Consider the following 18,169-nt stretch of genomic DNA (forward strand, 5'->3'; position numbering starts at 1 on the left):
GGGGGAAAAAAACTGCTGGAGCTTGCGATTTACAGGTGAAATGAAAAACGCCAGCGGCAGAGCTGGCGCTTTAACTACGGGGGCATTACTCGTCGGCAGCGTAGCCCTGCGGCGGCAGACGTTGACCATCCAGCCACGCGGCGTTATCGTGCATTTTCAGACGACCATCGGCAAACCAGCTAATCACCAGTGGATAAATAGCGTGTTCCTGAGTTTGCACGCGGGCGGTAATTTCATCTTCAGTATCACCAGCAAATACCGGAACTTTAGCCTGTAAAACAACCGGGCCACCATCCAGTTCATCGGTGACGAAATGCACCGATGTGCCGTGTTCCTCATCGCCATTTTCAAGCGCCTGACGATGGGTGTGCAAACCGGGATATTTTGGCAGCAGAGAAGGGTGGATGTTCAGCAAGCGCCCGGCATAGTGGGAGACAAATGTCGGGCTGAGAATGCGCATAAAACCAGCCAGCACGACTACATCGGGTGCGTACATGTCGATTTCATGAGTTAACTCCCGGTCATAGGCTTCACGACTGTCAAACGCGCTGGCGATGAGCGTATGGGTAGCAATACCCGTCTGGCGGGCGCGTTCAAGGCCGAACGCGTCGGCCTTATTGCTGAAAACTGCCCGTACGGTGCCTTTAATTTTATTGGTTTTGCAGGCGTCAATAATTGCCTGCAAATTACTTCCGTTGCCGGAAATAAGCACCACAATATTCATTATTCGATAACCACGCGTTGTTCGGAATCAGAGGCTTTGATGATACCGATTTTCCACGCGTTTTCACCGTTGGCATTGAGCAGGGCGAGGGCTTTGTCCACTTCCGGAGCAGGCAGGGCAATAATCATCCCGACGCCGCAGTTGAAGGTGCGATACATTTCATGGCGCTCAACGTTACCTGCCGTTTGCAGCCAGTTGAACACTTCCGGCCACTGCCAGGAAGATTCATCAATCACTGCCTGGGTATTATCTGGCAATACGCGCGGAATGTTTTCCCAGAAGCCGCCGCCGGTCAGGTGCGCAATAGCATGCACATCGACCTTTTCAATCAACTCCAGCACGGACTTCACGTAAATGCGGGTTGGTGCCAGCAGATGATCGGCTAATGGCTTACCATCAAGTTCGGTGGTTTGCGGATCACAACCGCTGACTTCAAGAATTTTGCGCACCAGCGAATAGCCGTTCGAGTGCGGACCGCTGGAGCCGAGTGCAATCAGCACATCGCCATCGCTGACTTTAGAGCCGTCGATGATTTCTGATTTTTCTACCACGCCAACGCAGAAACCAGCGACATCGTAATCTTCACCGTGATACATCCCCGGCATTTCTGCCGTTTCGCCACCCACAAGCGAACAGCCCGATTGCAGACAACCTTCAGCGATGCCGCTGATCACCGCTGAAGCGGTATCAACATCCAGTTTTCCGGTTGCGTAATAGTCGAGGAAAAAGAGGGGTTCCGCGCCTTGTACTACCAGATCGTTAACACACATGGCGACCAGATCGATACCAATGGTGTCGTGACGTTTTAAGTCCATCGCCAGACGCAGCTTGGTGCCAACGCCATCAGTGCCGGAAACCAGCACGGGTTCACGATATTTTTGCGGCAATGCACACAGCGCACCGAAGCCGCCCAGACCGCCCATCACTTCCGGACGACGCGTTTTCTTCACTACGCCTTTGATTCTTCCAACCAGAGCATTACCCGCGTCAATATCAACACCGGCATCTTTGTAGCTAAGAGAGGTTTTATCGGTCACTGCTTGGGTCCCCACGCGTTACTTGCGGTAGAAAAATAAAAATTCGGCGCAATTCTAACAGGGAAAGCAAACGTTTGCGAGACTGCTTTACACAACCTTTTTGCACGTCTTTTCCCCAGGCGCGCGGCGAAAGAATACTTGTACCAGGGCAAAGGATCGTTTTCGGATGGAATAATCTTCTTTCATAACCATTTGAATACAAAATAACTTTATCTCAAACCGTTATCATTTTGACTAAAGTCAACGAAAATAATATTGCCGCCTTGAAGAAAGGAGGTATAATCCGTCGATTTTTTTTGTGGCTGCCCCTCAAAGGAGAAAGAGTATGAAGATCGTGGAAGTCAAACACCCACTCGTCAAACACAAGCTGGGACTGATGCGTGAGCAAGATATCAGCACCAAGCGCTTTCGCGAACTCGCTTCCGAAGTGGGTAGCCTGCTGACTTACGAAGCGACCGCCGACCTCGAAACGGAAAAAGTAACTATCGAAGGCTGGAACGGCCCGGTAGAAATCGATCAGATCAAAGGTAAGAAAATTACCGTGGTGCCAATTTTACGTGCCGGTCTGGGGATGATGGACGGTGTGCTGGAAAACGTTCCGAGCGCGCGCATCAGCGTTGTCGGCATGTACCGTAATGAAGAAACGCTGGAGCCGGTACCGTACTTCCAGAAACTGGTTTCAAACATCGATGAGCGTATGGCGCTGATCGTTGACCCAATGCTGGCAACCGGCGGTTCCGTTATCGCGACCATCGACCTGCTGAAAAAAGCAGGCTGCAGCAGCATTAAAGTGCTGGTACTGGTAGCTGCGCCAGAAGGTATTGCTGCGCTGGAAAAAGCGCACCCGGACGTCGAACTGTATACTGCATCGATTGACCAGGGACTGAACGAGCACGGATACATTATTCCGGGCCTCGGCGATGCCGGTGATAAAATCTTTGGTACGAAATAAAGAATAAAAATAATTAAAGCCGACTTTAAGAGTCGGCTTTTTTTTGAGTAAAGCGCCTATAACACATAATACAGAGGATAATACTATGACGCGCCGTGCTATCGGGGTGAGTGAAAGACCGCCACTTTTACAGACAATCCCGCTTAGTTTGCAACATTTGTTCGCCATGTTTGGTGCAACCGTCCTGGTGCCCGTCTTATTTCATATTAACCCGGCGACTGTACTGTTATTTAACGGTATAGGAACGCTGCTGTATCTCTTCATCTGTAAAGGGAAAATCCCGGCTTATCTTGGTTCAAGTTTTGCCTTTATTTCGCCAGTATTGTTACTGTTGCCGTTGGGTTATGAAGTCGCGCTGGGCGGCTTTATTATGTGCGGCGTGCTGTTCTGCCTGGTTTCTTTTATCGTGAAGAAAGCGGGGACCGGCTGGCTGGACGTGCTGTTTCCACCTGCGGCAATGGGCGCAATCGTTGCCGTCATCGGTCTGGAGTTGGCGGGCGTAGCTGCCGGTATGGCAGGTTTACTCCCGGCTGAAGGGCAAACGCCAGACTCCAAAACCATCATCATCTCCATTACCACGCTGGCAGTCACGGTTTTAGGTTCCGTGCTGTTTCGTGGTTTCCTGGCAATTATCCCGATTTTAATTGGCGTGCTGGTGGGCTACGCGCTCTCTTTCGCAATGGGAATTGTCGATACCACGCCGATTATTAATGCTCACTGGTTTGCGCTGCCAACTCTCTATACGCCGCGCTTCGAGTGGTTTGCCATTCTGACTATTCTGCCAGCGGCGTTAGTGGTTATTGCCGAACACGTAGGGCACCTGGTAGTAACGGCTAATATCGTCAAAAAAGATCTGCTGCGCGATCCAGGTCTGCACCGTTCGATGTTTGCTAACGGCTTGTCGACCGTGATCTCCGGCTTCTTTGGCTCCACGCCAAACACCACCTACGGGGAAAACATTGGCGTTATGGCGATCACCCGCGTTTACAGTACCTGGGTTATCGGTGGGGCGGCGATTTTCGCTATCCTGCTTTCCTGCGTCGGTAAACTGGCTGCTGCTATCCAGATGATCCCATTGCCGGTGATGGGCGGCGTTTCGCTGCTGCTTTATGGTGTTATCGGTGCTTCCGGTATTCGTGTTTTGATCGAATCGAAAGTGGATTACAACAAAGCACAGAACCTGATCCTGACTTCTGTCATTTTGATCATCGGTGTCAGTGGCGCGAAGGTAAACATCGGCGCGGCGGAGCTGAAAGGTATGGCGCTGGCGACCATCGTCGGTATCGGCTTAAGTTTGATCTTCAAACTGATTAGTGTGCTGCGCCCTGAAGAAGTGGTGCTGGACGCAGAAGACGCGGATATAACAGACAAATAATGTACCGACCGGGCAGTGTTGCTGCCCGGTTCAAACATCATGGGATTCTGTGGTAAACTTCTCGCGATTTTGTGAAATCCTGGTTGAGGTATCTCTGAACACACCGGCACAGCTCTCTTTGCCACTTTATCTTCCTGACGACGAAACCTTTGCAAGTTTCTGGCCGGGGGATAACTCCTCTTTACTGGCCGCGCTGCAAAACGTGCTGCGTCAGGAACATAGCGGTTACATCTATCTCTGGGCACGCGAAGGCGCGGGGCGCAGCCATCTGCTGCACGCGGCTTGCGCGGAATTGTCGCAGCGTGGCGATGCGGTGGGCTATGTCCCGCTGGATAAACGCACCTGGTTTGTTCCGGAAGTGCTCGACGGTATGGAGCATTTGTCGCTGGTCTGTATCGACAACATTGAGTGTATTGCAGGCGATGAGTTGTGGGAGATGGCGATTTTCGATCTCTACAATCGAATTCTGGAATCGGGTAAAACACGGTTGTTAATCACCGGCGATCGTCCACCGCGGCAGTTGAATCTGGGATTACCGGATCTCGCGTCGCGACTCGACTGGGGGCAGATCTACAAATTGCAGCCACTTTCTGATGAAGATAAGTTGCAGGCGCTACAGTTACGCGCGCGTTTGCGTGGTTTTGAACTGCCGGAAGATGTGGGGCGTTTCTTGCTGAAGCGGCTCGACAGAGAAATGCGCACGTTATTTATGACGTTGGATCAGTTGGATCGTGCGTCGATTACCGCGCAACGTAAGCTGACCATTCCGTTTGTGAAAGAAATTCTGAAACTGTAGACAAGACGTTTATCGTCGGATGCGCGCCCATTGTATTCGTAGGCCGGATAAGACGCGGCAAGCGTCGTATCCGGCAATGTGCTTCAACTAGCGATGGAGCACTTCTTAACCCACGATTTCCAGCACCTGCTCCGGTGGACGACCAATTCGCGCTTTGCCATTCGCGACCACAATCGGGCGCTCCATTAGCTTCGGATTATCCACCATTGCCTGAATCAGCGCCTCTTCGCTAAGCGAACTGTCAGTCAGGTTCAGCTCTTTATAAAGATCCTCTTTCTGGCGCATCAACTCACGGGCACTATTCATCCCCAGCATTTTAAGCAAATCGCGCAGCGTTGCCGCATCGGCGGGTGTCTCAAGGTAGAGCACCACTTCTGGCTCCACGCCGTTTTCTTTCAGCAGGTTCAGCGTTTCCCGGCTCTTTGAACAGCGTGGATTATGGTAGATTTTTACCTGTTTGGTCATGGTTCTTCCTTTAATGCGAATTACATCTTGGTATAAGGCTTAAAGCGTTCCTGCAGCTGGCGCAACTGGTCGATGCGCGCATCGTAACGTGCTTGTTGCAGGCTGCCTAATTTCACCTGCGAACTGGCGCTGCTCAACAGGGAAATGGCCTGATCGAGTCGCCCGGCGAGCGCATAACCTTCTGCTCGCGCTGCCAGTTCCTGATCGCGGTTATTTAGTGCGGCTTCCGCCTGTGCCAGTAAATCCCAGCCGTTGCTGTCATCTTTATTGTTAAAAGTGTAGCGATTCAGAATATTGGCCGCTTCCTGTGGTTGCCCCCCTTGCAGATAAGCGTTCGCCAGGTTGAGCTGCAACACCGGATTGGTGCGCAAATCGCGGGCATTTTTCAGGCGATTGATAGCGTCATTGGCTTTGTTTTGCCCAAGATCGATATCGGTAGCCAGATCGAGATACCATGCGTTGCCAGGTTCTGCCGCCAGTAACGGTTGCAGCGTTTTACGCGCTTCGTCGTATTTATTGGCTTCCATCGCCTGTAAAGCACGACCATATTGCGCCGCTCGTTGCTGACGAACGTTTCCTTTCGCCCATTCATCCAGCAAATCACTGGTGAGCTGATTACGTCCGGAATTATACATCCCCAGTGTGCGCGCTTTCGCCAGATAGAAATCCTCCGACGACTGCACCACCATCGGGCGCATCTGATTAGCACGGTTGCGGGCATCTGCCAGACGACTTTCCGGCAATGGGTGAGTCAATAAAATTTCCGGCGGACGCGAGGAGTAACGCGCCTGATCGAGCAATTTTTCGAGGAAGGTCGGCATCGCCTGCGGATCGAATCCTGAGCGTTGCAGTACCTGAATACCAATGCGATCCGCTTCCTGTTCATTTTGCTGGGTGAAGCTGATCATCCCCTGGCGCGTTCCCGCCAGTGTACCGGTCAGCGCTGCCATCCCCGCCTGCGGACTGGCCATCGCCAGTAAAATAGAACCTAACGCGCCGACCCAGGTCAGCGGCGCGCTGCGCTGTTGATCTTCCATCGCTCGTGCCAGGTGACGTTGGGTGACGTGGGAGATTTCGTGCGCCATAACTGAAGCCAGTTGGCTTTCGTTATCGGAATAACGGAACAGGGCAGAGTGCAGCACCACGTTGCCGCCAAAGAAAGCAAAGGCGTTAATTTCGTCGTTATTGATCAAAAAGAAATGGAACGGCGTCTTAACCGAATTGGCATGCGAAACCAGACGCATCCCCAGCGAATTAATGTACTGCGTTAACAACGGGTCATTAATTAACGGCGCACTGCCGCGTAATTGGCGGACATAATAGTCGCCCATCTGCATTTCCTGACCAATGGAAAGCGTGCTTCCTGCGGAGGTTCCCATATCCGGCAAGGTGTCTGCGCTATCGGCAAACGCCGGGGCTACCTGACCGATAGTCATAGCAGCAATGAGGGTAGCAACCAGGTTTTTTTTCAACTGCCTGAACATAACCTCTGTCCTGTGTTTCTGGAGATAGTCATTTGACCGATACTGTGAAATATCGTTCCCACCGCGCCGCCTTTGAGTGTAACGGCGAAGATTAGCCCACTCAAATGACTTTTCAGTTTCCTGAATCCGTCATAAAAAGCGAAGTCTTTTTTGTGACATTTCGATACAATTGCGGATCACAATCCCGCTCTTGAGGTTCAGGGAAGGTCTTTATGCTCGAAATGTTGATGCAATGGTATCGCCGCCGTTTTAGCGACCCGGAAGCGATTGCCTTGCTGGTTATTTTAGTTGCCGGATTTGGCATTATTTTTTTCTTTAGTGGCCTGCTTGCTCCGCTGTTGGTGGCTATTGTGCTGGCCTATTTGCTGGAATGGCCAACCGTGCGCCTGCAATCTATTGGCTGCTCCCGCCGCTGGGCGACGTCGATTGTATTGGTGGTTTTCGTCGGTATATTGCTATTGATGGCGTTCGTGGTACTGCCTATCGCCTGGCAGCAGGGCATCTACTTAATTCGCGATATGCCGGGGATGCTCAATAAGCTTTCTGACTTTGCCGCCACGTTGCCGCGCCGCTATCCGGCGTTGATGGATGCGGGCATTATTGATGCAATGGCCGAAAATATGCGCAGTCGGATGCTGACCATGGGCGATTCGGTGGTGAAAATTTCCCTCGCCTCGCTGGTCGGTTTGCTGACCATTGCCGTCTATCTGGTGCTGGTACCATTGATGGTCTTCTTCCTGCTGAAAGACAAAGAGCAGATGCTGAACGCCGTTCGTCGGGTGCTGCCGCGTAACCGTGGTCTGGCAGGCCAGGTGTGGAAGGAGATGAATCAGCAAATCACTAACTATATCCGTGGGAAAGTGCTGGAGATGATCGTGGTGGGGATTGCCACCTGGCTGGGGTTCTTACTCTTCGGTCTGAACTATTCGTTGCTGCTGGCGGTGCTGGTCGGCTTCTCGGTACTTATTCCGTACATTGGTGCATTTGTGGTGACCATTCCGGTGGTTGGCGTGGCGCTATTCCAGTTTGGTGCTGGCACGGAATTCTGGAGCTGCTTCGCGGTGTATCTGATCATTCAGGCGCTGGACGGCAACCTGTTAGTACCTGTGTTGTTCTCCGAAGCGGTTAACCTGCATCCGCTGGTCATTATTTTATCAGTAGTGATCTTCGGTGGTTTGTGGGGATTCTGGGGCGTATTCTTCGCCATTCCATTGGCGACGCTGATCAAAGCCGTGATTCACGCCTGGCCCGATGGGCAAATCGCGCAAGAATAATCTTCAGCCCGACGAACTGTTTCGCCGGGCTGATTTTTAGGGTTCCTGACGTAAATAAATAGCCCGATAACAAATACTCACCAGCACTGCACCGCCGATAATATTACCCAGCATCACCGGGAGCAGATTGGCGGTAATAAAATGGCTGACCGTCAGTGCCGGAAAATTGTCTGCGCTACTGTGCGCCAGTTGCCAGAAGGAGGTAGGGGCGAAATGGCGAATGGCAATGGCGAACGGAATCACAAACAAATTGGCGATACAGTGCTCAAAGCCACTGGCGACAAACAGGGTGATGGGCAAAATCATGGCGACGATTTTGTCGCATAATGAACGTCCGCAATAACTCATCCACAGCGCCAGACAAACCATCAGATTGCACATAATGCCGAGGCTGACTGATTCAGTAAATGTATGATGCATTTTGCCCTCGGCGCAGTGTAAAACCGCGACTCCCCACATCGCGTTTTCACTCATCACCAGCCCGGAAAACCAGATTAACAAACTGAAACAGGCAATACCTGCCAGATTACCGCAGGCCACCAGAAGTGCATTAATCAGCCATGTTCGCAAGCTAATAACGCCCCGACTTTTTGCCATCACCGTCATTACCGACGAGGTGAACAGGCTGGTGCCGCAAACCGCCAGCAAAATAAAGCCGAGTGTAAAGCAAAGGCCACCCACCAGATGGGTTAATGCCTGTGAAGACGGGGCATCGGCGATAACGGTAAGGTAAAAAGTAAATCCGATCGCCATAAACACGCCTGCGGACATCGCCATTAAAAAGACCGACACTTTGCTGCGGGCAATTTTATGGGCGGCAATCCGTTCAGCGATTGCCGCTTTTCTGGCGCTCAACTGCAAGTCGAAAGAGAGTTTGTTTCTCATGCATACTCCTGCAAAAACAGATTACAACACCTCGCGAACCGAGATCCCCAGCCGCTGCATTCGTGATAGCAGCGTGGTGCGCTTCATCCCTAATCGCGTCGCCGCGCCACGGGGCCCGGCAACAATGCCATTGGTTTCTCGCAATACCTGAACAATGCGCTGACGTTCTTCTTCGTCGTTTTCTGGCGTCGTCGGGTTCAGCAACTGCGCCATTGAACGGCGAAGCGCCGAATTTTCATTTAACGTTGGCAGTAAACGGCTTTGGCGGACATTAAGATGTAAATTCAGACTGTTACCGCGAGTCAGTAATACCGCTCGCTCAATCACGTTTTCCAGCTCGCGCACGTTGCCCGGCCAGTCCCACGACATCAACTGGCGTAGCGCTTCTGTTGGAATGGCATCAATTGTGCGATTCATATGGCGAGCCATTTTTTGTGTAAAATGTTTTGCTAAAAGAGGGATATCTTCCGGACGGTCGCGTAGCGGCGGCAATTCCAGTGGAAAGACGTTAAGTCGATAAAAGAGATCGCTGCGAAACTGGCGATCTTCTACCATTTGCCACAAATCACGGTTGGTGGCGGCAATGACTCTGACATTCACCGGGATCGTTCTACTCCCACCGAGACGCTCAATTTCCCGCTCCTGTAATACGCGTAGCAGTTTGGGCTGAAGTTCTAACGGCAGATCGCCAATTTCATCGAGAAATAACGTGCCGCCATCGGCAATTTCAAAACGACCACGATGAGTGTTAATCGCGCCAGTAAATGCCCCTTTGTCGTGACCGAATAACTCACTTTCCAGAAGACTGGCGGGGATAGCGGCGCAGTTGATTTTGACCAGCGGCTTGTCGCGTCGCGGGCTCAGTTGATGGATCGCCCTGGCGATCACCTCTTTGCCGGTTCCGGTTTCACCACAAATCAACACCGTACTGTCGCTCTTCGCCACAATATCTACCTGCTGGAGTAAATCTTCCATTGCCTGGCTTTGGTAGATAATGTCACCGACGCCCAGATTCGAAAGGAGCTGCTCGCTAAGCTGGTGGTTTTCTTGCTGCAAGCTTTCCTGCAAATCGGTCATGCTGCGCCAGGCATCGGCATTGCCAACGGCAATAGCGATGCGATCGGCAATATGTTGTAGTAGCTGGCAGTTTTCCTCACTAAAGAGAGTGGGAGAGGTATGCGCCAGCAACAATGCACCCGGTGTATGGTTGCCAAAGGTGAGCGGTATAAGGAGCGCAGATTCGCAGCCGTTAGATGCAAGTAAGTGTAATAACGGGTCGCGTTGCCAGAGAAACAGATCGTCTGCACGGTGCGTCAAGGTCGGTTGTCGGGTTTGTAGCGTTTGTGTCAGCAATACACTTTCGCCAGGCATACAGCGTGGCAGACACGCACAATGTGAGGCAGAAAGATCGCTGCACCACAGGCTGAACTTCTCGTTCTTTCGATGATCGCCCAGTACCATACTGACTGAAGCCAGACCGAAAAAATGATGGATCTCACGAGCGACGTCAGCGATCAGATCGTCGAGATCAAGATGTGACAACACTGCATTAGTGATATCCACCAGTACCCGATGATGATCGCGATCTTTCTCCAGCAAACGCAGCGCCACCTGCTGTTCTTCATCATTGAGCCATGATTGCAGAACCGGAGTGATTATGTGTGCCAGCCAGTTAAACAGTGTGCAATCCTGGGGAGTAAAACGACTGCCGTGGGTGCGAATAAAGCGTAGCTCCGCCATTCCACTACTGCCGAGAAGGACGGCGTGGCGCGAATAATCGACCATCTCGCCCTGATACTCTGTTGTTGCCGTCACATCGCTGCCATCATCATGGTAGCGGTAATAGAAGTTGCTTTTGAGAACATGCAGTTCAATAAGTTGTACCGGGCTGAACGGCGGCGGCAGCGGGATGAAGGCGCGTAATAAAGACGCCTTGCCGTGTTTCTGCGCTAACCGCTCCGCGAGCATTCCGTTTACCGCTTCAATTGTTATTCCTTGTGGCGGGGCAAACATCGCCTCGTCTGACATAGCCATCAACAGTCCTTATTAATGAGAAATCCTTCTCATGCAATTTTTCTGGCCATCATATAGATGGCCGGTTCCTGCACAATTTCATCCAACAGATGAATGAATTGAATGCTACGCGCCTGCCACACAGACGTCGCGTCATCTGCCAGTGGCGCGAATGCCCGGGTCAACAGGGCGGTGTGGCTGGCGTCAATAACAATCTCACCAAAGGTCATCACCCCCAGCATCTTACGTCGGGCTTGCTCCTCTTCGACCTGTGCAAGCCAATCTTCGTATTCCGTCTGTGGGCAGCGGAAGGCGACATTCAGACAATCAATCACGCCAACGTGATGACCGATAGCCAACGAGTAATACATTACCTGGGAGCTGTGTTCCGGCATCTCGTCGCTACTGGCGATAAATTTTTTTCGCAGCGTCCAGAAAACAATTTCCCCGCACTCCTCAGCCATGTAACCCCCGGAGAACGCGAAAGAGTTGCTGAACGATACTATTGAGACGCGGATCGTCGGCTTCGCGCAACCAGGTGTTAACCCGATTTCCTGTAGGATCGTCGCTTAAATGGCGCAGGAGCCGATCGCAAATTTCTCGCCCCTGACGATAGCCCGCCAGCCGCCTCGCTTCTCGCTCAATGGCGATACGCTGTGATGGCGGGATCTGCGGCCACAGCGGTTGCATGGTCACCCCGGTGGGATCGCGATAATCCACCGCGTGAATCTTCTGTTGTAGCAAACCGAGCGCCACGGCGAAACCGTGAATGGTGGCGGCCGGTGTTGGCGGGCAGCCGGGGATCCAAACATCAATGGGGACAATGGTGTCGCTGCCGCCCCAGACGCTGTAGAGATCGTGGAAAATACCGCCGCCGACACCGCACGCGCCGTAGGAAACACAGATTTTATGATCGGGGGCAGACTCATATGCCCGAAGTGCAGGCATACGCATCGCCCGGGTGACTGCGCCAGTAAATAACAAAATATCGGCGTGACGAGGTGATGAAACAACCTTAATGCCAAAGCGTTCTGCGTCGAATACTGGTGTGATGGCGGCAAAAATTTCGATTTCGCAGGCGTTGCAGCCGCCGCAATCGACGCGATAAACGTAGGCCGAGCGACGGATATCCTGTAACAAATGCTGCTTCATCTTTTGCGTTTGTTCGTCCAGCGTGATGGGCTGGCTGACATGTTGCGTAAGCACTGGACTCATAGCTGCTCCTTAGCCACCAGCGGTTCATCTGTGTCGTCGTTGATCAGCGTCGCGCGTTGTTTGCATTCCGGGCAGACGCTCGCTTGCGCCCACAACATTTCGCGGTTTTGTGGTGCATTTTGTTGCTGTGCCAACAGTTCTGCAGCCAGTGCGACGGTTTTTTGCGGGGCAAACGGGCGTTCGCAACGGCTGCAACGTTGTAGATGGAACGTCGCGCGGGTATAGAGATCGGCTTTATTGGTGACGGTCAGTTCAAAGTTATTGGTAAGCTGAATGGCTCTGGTCGGGCACACTTCTTCACAACGTCCGCAGTAAATACAACGCCCCAGATAGAGCTGCCAGGTGCGCGTATTTTGCTGGTCGTCGGTCTGGATAGTCAGCGCATTTGCCGGACAAGCACAGGCGCAGGCACCGCAGGCAATACATTGGCTGGGCATCAGATCCGGTTTCCCGCGAAAGCCTGGGCTGACCTCCAGTGGCGCGAAGGGATATTTCACCGTCGCGGTTCCGGCGCGCATAATAGTTTTCAGTAACTTCAGCATTTTCTGTCCTTACTTCAGCGGCGAACGGTTACGATCAATGCCGTAGCGTTCGATCTCTTTATACGGCACGGTTTTTGACTGGCGCTTGCGCACATCAACCAGCGTCACACGGTCGGTACAGGAGTAGCAGGGATCAAGGCTACCGATAATCAGCGGTGCGTCAGAAACGGTATTGCCGCGCAGCATGTAACGCAGCACTGGCCAGTTGGCGTAGGTGGCGGCACGACAGCGCCAGCGGAACAATTTTTGGTTATCGCCGAGCATGCTCCAGTGCACGTCTTCACCGCGTGGCGCTTCAACAAAGCCCAGCGCGAATGCGTGAGGTTTATAGCTAAAGCCTTCGGTCAGCAGTGGGGTATCCGGCATGTTGTCGAGGGCAAATTCCAGCATTGCCAGCGAATCAAACGTCTCTTTGACACGGACCATCACGCGGGAGAAGACATCGCCGCCGGTAAAGGTAAACAGCGTTTTTGGAATATTTCCGTAGTCGGCGTAGGGGTGATCAAAGCGCAAATCACGGGCAAAACCACTGCCACGGATCAGCGGCCCTACGGGGCTATAATCACGGGCGATTTGTCGGTCGAGAATGCCAATGCCCTGAGTGCGTTGTTCCATATTCGGCGTGGCAAGCAGCATCTCTACCAGCTCCGACACGTCGGCGCGCATCTCGCGCACCAGTTTCATCGTTTGCAGACGTTGCTCTTTGAGAATATCGCGGCGAACACCACCAATCAGATTCAGACCGTAGGTTTTACGCGACCCGGTCAGCAATTCCGCCATCGTCATCGACTTTTCCCGCACGCGGAAAAATTGCATAAAACCGGTATCAAAACCAACAAAATGGCAGGAGAGGCCAAGGTTGAGCAAATGACTATGCAGCCGTTCGACTTCCAGCAGAATCGAGCGAATAGTATGCGCTCGTTGCGGCACCTCAATCCCCAGTGCATTTTCAACCGAGTTGGTATAGGCCACACTGTGGGCAAAACCGCAAATCCCACACACGCGGTCCGACAAGAAGGTCACTTCGTTGTAGCCCATCCGCGTTTCTGCCAGTTTCTCCATGCCGCGATGGACATAAAACAGGCGGTAATCAGCATCGACAATATGCTCGCCATCCACAAACAAGCGGAAGTGGCCTGGTTCATCGGAGGTGATATGCAGCGGGCCAACAGGGATCACCCGCGCATCGCTGTTGCCCTCGTTGATAAACGGATACGTTTCGGTATCAGTCGTCGGTTCAGGGCGCAGTCGATAATCCATCGCGTCTTTGCGCAGCGGATGCATATCTTCCGGCCAGTCATCGGGCAACACCAGGCGACGCTGATCCGGCAGGCCAACCGGAATCAGCCCGTACATATCGCGAATTTCTCGCTCGCCCCAGACCGCGGCAGGGACGCGCGGTGTGACTGACGGAAACTCCCGACTGTCGGCATCGACCAGTGCCTTCACCACGATCCAGCATTTTTCGGCCCCTTCCATTGAAAGGGCATAATAAACCGCGTAATGACCGTTAAGTGTCCGCTCGTCGTTGCCAAACAGGACCGGAAGCCAGCCATCATGTTGATAATAAAGATAATGTACAACGTCAGGCAGCAGATTTATTTTCACCGTAATGGTGACCTGTTCAGGCGTTTGTCGCTCTTCATCCAGCACCGCGCCGGGGAACTGCGTTTTCAGGGCGGCGAGAATCGCTTCGCCACGATTTGACGATGAATTAACGTTCACTGTGTTTCTCCGAAACAGATGCGGTGCCTGAAGGCAAAAAATCATGCCAGGTGCTACGTTGTGCAGGCAGGTCGTGCGTCCCTGAGAGGACTATAGTGGAAGCGCCCGCCAGGATCCTGATGACAGGTTGTGGAATATGCGTTCCCATCGCCAGCATCATGACCAGCAGAATCACCATTGGCGAGGTGGTCAACCAGCCAAGTTCCCCCCGGTTAACGGCCTGCGGCGGTTTCGCCATTAACACCCGCGCAGCCATCCGTACCAGGCCCGCCAGCACCAGCGTTAACAGCAATAACAGCAGGACGATAATCAACAGGTGATTACGAGCCAGTCCGGCGGTAACGGTCATAAATTCGCTAAGAAAAATGTTGAAGGGCGGCATCCCGGCCAGCGCCAGCGCACCGCCGCCAAACAGCACGGCGGTAAATGGCATGATTTTGAGCATTCCGCAGACGACGTTGAGATCGCGCGTGCCGTACTTGAGCAGTACATTGCCGGAACCGCAGAACAGCAGCGTTTTTGCCAGACTGTGGTTTAAGGTGTGCAGCAGCGCAGCAAAAATTCCCAGCGGCCCGCCAATGCCTAGCGCCACCGCGACCAGTCCCATGTTCTCCACGCTGGAGTACGCCAGCAGACGCTTAATGTCCCGCTGTACCAGAATGAAAAATGCCGCCACGGCAACCGACAACATGCCGAAGATGAGCAACAACCGGTTGGGGAAATCGCTGCCGATGGCCTGGCAAATAATGATGTAATAGCGAATCAGCACCAATAGCGCGCAGTTCAGCAATACGGCGGAGAGCAGGGCGCTGACCGGACTCGGCGCTTCACTGTGAGCATCCGGCAGCCAGGCGTGCATGGGAAATAGCCCGGTTTTGGTGCCAAAGCCAATTAGCACAAACACAAAGGCCAACAGCATTAATGTTGGGTCAAGCAAGGACGATTGCTTAAGAACCTCGCTCCAGAATATCGCCATTTCTGCCTGCGGCATAACGCTGGCGGCGTTGGCGTATACCAGCACGGTACCGAACAGACCAAAAGCGACACCAACAGTACAAATAATGATGTACTTCCATGCAGCTTCCAGAGATGAACGCTGACCGTAAATGCCTACCAGAAACGCCGAGCTTAAGGTGGTGGCTTCGATTGCCGCCCACATCACAATCAGGTTATTGCTGGTAACAACCAGCAGCATGGTGAACAAAAACAGATGGAAGAAACCGTAGTAATCGCACAGCGTAACGGGTGAAAGCTCGCCGTGAGCCACTTCATGACGCATGTAGCCAATCGAGTAAACACCGGTGAGAAAGCCAATCACACCAAGAATGGCGAGGAACAAACCGCCCAGACCATCAATATGAAGCCACAGTCCCGCAGCGAATATTTCTCCCGCATCTGCGGCAGTTTGGACCACCCACAGTGCCAGAATCAGCAGCAGTGTGATCCCTAAGCTATGTAGTACTGTCACCGTGCGAGTCGCAGAGTGTCCCCGTTTCCGGCAGGCAAAACAGAGCAGCGAAAAAAGCAGCGGCGTGAGCAGGAGTAAAGCGAACATCACAGAATAACTCATTTCATTATCCCTTCAGCGCGGTCAAGTTGTTCACGTCCAGCGTGCCGTGGGTACGCCATATTTTTCTTGCCAGTAACACCATCACAATGACGGCGAAGATGGCGTCGGTAGCGATACCAATTTCCACCAGTTCCGGTGCACGCCAGGCAAGAAGCGCCAGCACCAGATGGGAGCCGTTTTCCATCAGGCAGTAACCAAAAATTTGCCGCAGGATATTGCGCTGGCTGACAATGCACAGCAGGCCAAGCAGAAAATGACCTAACGCCACCGCCAGCGCCGGTTTCAGCCCGGTAGCCATCGGTAGCTTCACGGGCTGAACGACAAATGCGCAAAGCAGGACAATTAATGCCGCGAGCAATGCCATCATTGCCGGACCGAATAACGCTTTTTCCGGGAGGTTCTGGGGAATATTTCGTGCAGCGTAAATCATGATTAACGGTACCATCAGTACTTTGGTGATAAAGGCGCTGGCGGACCAGATCAGCAGTTGCTCTGCGGCGAACAGGCACGAGAGGGTGGCGAAAATAGACACCAGCACCAGCGACTGGCAGGCGTAAAATCCGCATGACAGGCGATAGCTTTTGACACTAATCACAAACAGCGATGTCAGCATCATCAGTCCCGCCAGATTATTTACGATCATAGAACCGGTCATTCATCATCTCCTTACTGCAACCAGGTCGCGGCGAATACGCTGGAAATCAGCGACATCACAATCAGTACAATCAACACCAGGCGCATTGATCCTGGCAGCGGTGCGGCATCGGCGACGGCTTCGCTCGGTTTGCCAGGCACGACGCGACCAAACCAGCGAATAAACCAGGCGAAACTGGCGACCGATTCAATCATCAGCAGAATCATGGCGGGCAGCAGGATCCAGTACTCCACTGACAACGAAAAACCGGCAGCAAACAGTGGGAATTTACTGAAGAAGCCGTTGAACGGCGGCACGCCAGTAATCGCCAGCGCGGCCACGCAGAAACCCACGCCTGGCAACGGCAGGGTGTGCAATACGCCACGCAGACGCGGCAACAAGCGCGTGCCGCATCTGTAACTCAGCGCACCTGCTACAAGGAAAAACAGGCTTTTAGCGAACGCGTGGTTGACGATGTAGGCGATGCTGCCCTCCAGTGCCAGCCGCGAGCCGAAGATGGAGAGCGACAAGCCGAAGAACATCCAGCCAAGTTGAGTGATGGTCGACCAGGCCAGCAACCGCTTCATATCCTGCTGCGGCAAATACATCAGGAAGCCGTAAAGAATGGTGACCAGTGCCATGACCATGCCAACGCCGCCAATCACATGCGGGATATTGCCGCCGTCGATAATGGCGCGGGCAAAAATGTAAACGCCCACTTTCACCATCGATGCGGCGTGGAGATAGGCGCTGATCGGTGTAGGCGCTTCCATTGCATCCGGTAGCCACGCTTGCATCGGTAGCTGGGCCGATTTTCCCCACGCGGCAAACAGGATGCCGCCATAAACCAGATAACGTGCGTCGCCGTGTAACTCGCTCATCGCGCTAAGCGCAAACGTTCCGGTCTGCAAAAACAGCGTGGCGGCGGCAAGATACAACCCCAGCGAACCGATATGAGTGATAAGTAACGCTTTTAGTGCTGAACGTTGCGCTTTATCGCTCTGGTAATAACTGATCAACGCCCAGGAGCAGCCGCCCGTAATTTCAAAAAACAACAACTGACCGAGCAGCGTCGAGGAGAGTACCAGTCCCGCCATCGCGCCGATAAAAACCAGCAAAAATGCGTAATAACGATTCGTGCCGTTATGCGGGTGTTCGCGATTTTTATCCGTCAGATAACCCGTGGAGTAGATCGTGACCAGCAAACCGAGGAACACCACCACAAACAGAATCAGCGTACTCACGCGATCAATGACCAGGCCAAACAACGCCACATCCCCCACGTTGACCAACGTCAACGTGACGGCAACTTTATCGGCCTGATAAAACGCGGAGATCAGCGACAACATGCACAGCGTGGTCAGCGCGGCGAACAAAATCCCCCATTCGGCGGCCCGACGTTGTGGCGAAAACGAAACGACCAGTGCGCCGATAAAAGGCAGCAATAACGTCGTCAGAGCAAGATTTTCCATATTCCG

The 18,169-nt window shown here is 52.9% G+C and carries 17 protein-coding genes; 4 read left to right on the plus strand and 13 right to left on the minus strand.

Features of this window, described 5'->3' with window-relative positions; genetic code table 11:
* Positions 1 to 85 precede the first annotated feature (85 nt).
* Both purN and purM read right to left on the minus strand, forming a co-directional pair.
* Positions 86 to 724 carry a phosphoribosylglycinamide formyltransferase gene (purN, locus tag HEN33_RS14205; protein ID WP_088541209.1) on the minus strand — a complete coding sequence of 213 codons (639 nt, stop codon included), beginning with the start codon at positions 722 to 724 and terminating at the stop codon, positions 86 to 88.
* Positions 724 to 1,761 (minus strand): phosphoribosylformylglycinamidine cyclo-ligase, encoded by a 1,038-nt coding sequence (purM, locus tag HEN33_RS14210; RefSeq protein WP_001295474.1) that lies wholly within the window; start codon positions 1,759 to 1,761, stop codon positions 724 to 726. The genes purN and purM overlap by 1 nt, the downstream gene beginning before the upstream one ends.
* 325 nt (positions 1,762 to 2,086) lie before the next feature.
* Between purM and upp the strand changes: the two genes are divergently transcribed.
* From upp to HEN33_RS14225, 3 genes are all read left to right on the plus strand, one after another.
* Positions 2,087 to 2,713: a uracil phosphoribosyltransferase gene (upp, locus tag HEN33_RS14215; protein WP_001295473.1), complete on the plus strand. Its 627-nt coding sequence runs from the start codon at positions 2,087 to 2,089 to the stop codon at positions 2,711 to 2,713.
* Between the two features lie 85 nt (positions 2,714 to 2,798).
* Positions 2,799 to 4,088: a uracil permease gene (uraA, locus tag HEN33_RS14220; RefSeq protein WP_000198328.1), complete on the plus strand. Its 1,290-nt coding sequence runs from the start codon at positions 2,799 to 2,801 to the stop codon at positions 4,086 to 4,088.
* A 94-nt stretch (positions 4,089 to 4,182) separates the two neighbouring features.
* On the plus strand, positions 4,183 to 4,884 hold the full coding sequence (locus HEN33_RS14225) for a DnaA inactivator Hda (protein ID WP_001307333.1): 702 nt from the start codon (positions 4,183 to 4,185) through the stop codon (positions 4,882 to 4,884).
* Between the two features lie 105 nt (positions 4,885 to 4,989).
* Here the strand turns inward: HEN33_RS14225 and arsC are convergent, their stop codons facing one another.
* Together arsC and bepA are read right to left on the minus strand one after the other, a co-directional pair.
* Positions 4,990 to 5,349 carry an arsenate reductase (glutaredoxin) gene (arsC, locus tag HEN33_RS14230; RefSeq protein ID WP_073519558.1) on the minus strand — a complete coding sequence of 120 codons (360 nt, stop codon included), beginning with the start codon at positions 5,347 to 5,349 and terminating at the stop codon, positions 4,990 to 4,992.
* A 20-nt stretch (positions 5,350 to 5,369) separates the two neighbouring features.
* Positions 5,370 to 6,833, minus strand: coding sequence for a beta-barrel assembly-enhancing protease (gene bepA, locus HEN33_RS14235; RefSeq protein WP_000489665.1), 1,464 nt, complete (start codon positions 6,831 to 6,833; stop codon positions 5,370 to 5,372).
* Positions 6,834 to 7,045: 212 nt separating this feature from the next.
* On the opposite strand from bepA, the gene HEN33_RS14240 reads away from it, so the two are divergent.
* Positions 7,046 to 8,107, plus strand: a complete 1,062-nt coding sequence (locus HEN33_RS14240; RefSeq protein ID WP_000892044.1) for an AI-2E family transporter — start codon at positions 7,046 to 7,048, stop codon at positions 8,105 to 8,107.
* A 36-nt stretch (positions 8,108 to 8,143) separates the two neighbouring features.
* On the opposite strand, the gene focB is transcribed toward HEN33_RS14240, so the two are convergent.
* The 9 genes from focB to hyfD are packed head-to-tail and all read right to left on the minus strand — an operon-like array spanning position 8,144 to position 18,163.
* Positions 8,144 to 8,992 carry a formate transporter FocB gene (gene focB, locus HEN33_RS14245; protein WP_105288168.1) on the minus strand — a complete coding sequence of 283 codons (849 nt, stop codon included), beginning with the start codon at positions 8,990 to 8,992 and terminating at the stop codon, positions 8,144 to 8,146.
* 21 nt (positions 8,993 to 9,013) lie between these two features.
* Entirely contained in the window at positions 9,014 to 11,026 is a 2,013-nt protein-coding gene (hyfR, locus tag HEN33_RS14250; protein ID WP_001251517.1) for a DNA-binding transcriptional regulator HyfR, read from the minus strand.
* Between the two features lie 29 nt (positions 11,027 to 11,055).
* Positions 11,056 to 11,469, minus strand: a complete 414-nt coding sequence (hyfJ, locus tag HEN33_RS14255; RefSeq protein WP_032184868.1) for a hydrogenase 4 assembly chaperone HyfJ — start codon at positions 11,467 to 11,469, stop codon at positions 11,056 to 11,058.
* Positions 11,462 to 12,220: a hydrogenase 4 catalytic subunit HyfI gene (hyfI, locus tag HEN33_RS14260; RefSeq protein ID WP_000075547.1), complete on the minus strand. Its 759-nt coding sequence runs from the start codon at positions 12,218 to 12,220 to the stop codon at positions 11,462 to 11,464. The genes hyfJ and hyfI overlap by 8 nt, the downstream gene beginning before the upstream one ends.
* Positions 12,217 to 12,762 (minus strand): hydrogenase 4 subunit H, encoded by a 546-nt coding sequence (gene hyfH / locus HEN33_RS14265; protein ID WP_000916074.1) that lies wholly within the window; start codon positions 12,760 to 12,762, stop codon positions 12,217 to 12,219. Before hyfH ends, hyfI begins: the two co-directional genes overlap by 4 nt.
* Before the next feature lie 9 nt (positions 12,763 to 12,771).
* Positions 12,772 to 14,487, minus strand: a complete 1,716-nt coding sequence (hyfG, locus tag HEN33_RS14270) for a hydrogenase 4 catalytic subunit HyfG (protein ID WP_001102310.1) — start codon at positions 14,485 to 14,487, stop codon at positions 12,772 to 12,774.
* Positions 14,477 to 16,057, minus strand: a complete 1,581-nt coding sequence (gene hyfF / locus HEN33_RS14275; RefSeq protein ID WP_000122523.1) for a hydrogenase 4 subunit F — start codon at positions 16,055 to 16,057, stop codon at positions 14,477 to 14,479. The genes hyfG and hyfF overlap by 11 nt, the downstream gene beginning before the upstream one ends.
* Before the next feature lie 4 nt (positions 16,058 to 16,061).
* The gene (gene hyfE / locus HEN33_RS14280; RefSeq protein WP_000147995.1) at positions 16,062 to 16,712 is read right to left on the minus strand and encodes a hydrogenase 4 membrane subunit; all 651 of its coding nucleotides are present in this window, start codon (positions 16,710 to 16,712) and stop codon (positions 16,062 to 16,064) included.
* 11 nt (positions 16,713 to 16,723) lie between these two features.
* A complete protein-coding gene (gene hyfD, locus HEN33_RS14285; RefSeq protein ID WP_176263282.1) occupies positions 16,724 to 18,163 on the minus strand; it encodes a hydrogenase 4 subunit HyfD in 1,440 nt (479 codons plus the stop codon).
* Between the last annotated feature and the right edge of the window lie 6 nt (positions 18,164 to 18,169).

Origin of the sequence: Escherichia sp. 94.0001, from assembly GCF_013369155.2 — a bacterium.
Taxonomy (GTDB): Bacteria; Pseudomonadota; Gammaproteobacteria; order Enterobacterales; family Enterobacteriaceae; genus Escherichia; species Escherichia coli_F.

Coding starts and splice junctions, on each gene's coding strand:
- purN (WP_088541209.1), bottom strand. CDS start 724: ATGAATATTGTGGTGCTTATTTCCGGCAACGGAAGTAATTTGCAGGCA.
- upp (WP_001295473.1), top strand. CDS start 2,087: ATGAAGATCGTGGAAGTCAAACACCCACTCGTCAAACACAAGCTGGGA.
- uraA (WP_000198328.1), top strand. CDS start 2,799: ATGACGCGCCGTGCTATCGGGGTGAGTGAAAGACCGCCACTTTTACAG.
- arsC (WP_073519558.1), bottom strand. CDS start 5,349: ATGACCAAACAGGTAAAAATCTACCATAATCCACGCTGTTCAAAGAGC.
- bepA (WP_000489665.1), bottom strand. CDS start 6,833: ATGTTCAGGCAGTTGAAAAAAAACCTGGTTGCTACCCTCATTGCTGCT.
- HEN33_RS14240 (WP_000892044.1), top strand. CDS start 7,046: ATGCTCGAAATGTTGATGCAATGGTATCGCCGCCGTTTTAGCGACCCG.
- focB (WP_105288168.1), bottom strand. CDS start 8,992: ATGAGAAACAAACTCTCTTTCGACTTGCAGTTGAGCGCCAGAAAAGCG.
- hyfR (WP_001251517.1), bottom strand. CDS start 11,026: ATGGCTATGTCAGACGAGGCGATGTTTGCCCCGCCACAAGGAATAACA.
- hyfJ (WP_032184868.1), bottom strand. CDS start 11,469: ATGGCTGAGGAGTGCGGGGAAATTGTTTTCTGGACGCTGCGAAAAAAA.
- hyfI (WP_000075547.1), bottom strand. CDS start 12,220: ATGAGTCCAGTGCTTACGCAACATGTCAGCCAGCCCATCACGCTGGAC.
- hyfH (WP_000916074.1), bottom strand. CDS start 12,762: ATGCTGAAGTTACTGAAAACTATTATGCGCGCCGGAACCGCGACGGTG.
- hyfF (WP_000122523.1), bottom strand. CDS start 16,057: ATGAGTTATTCTGTGATGTTCGCTTTACTCCTGCTCACGCCGCTGCTT.
- hyfE (WP_000147995.1), bottom strand. CDS start 16,712: ATGACCGGTTCTATGATCGTAAATAATCTGGCGGGACTGATGATGCTG.
- hyfD (WP_176263282.1), bottom strand. CDS start 18,163: ATGGAAAATCTTGCTCTGACGACGTTATTGCTGCCTTTTATCGGCGCA.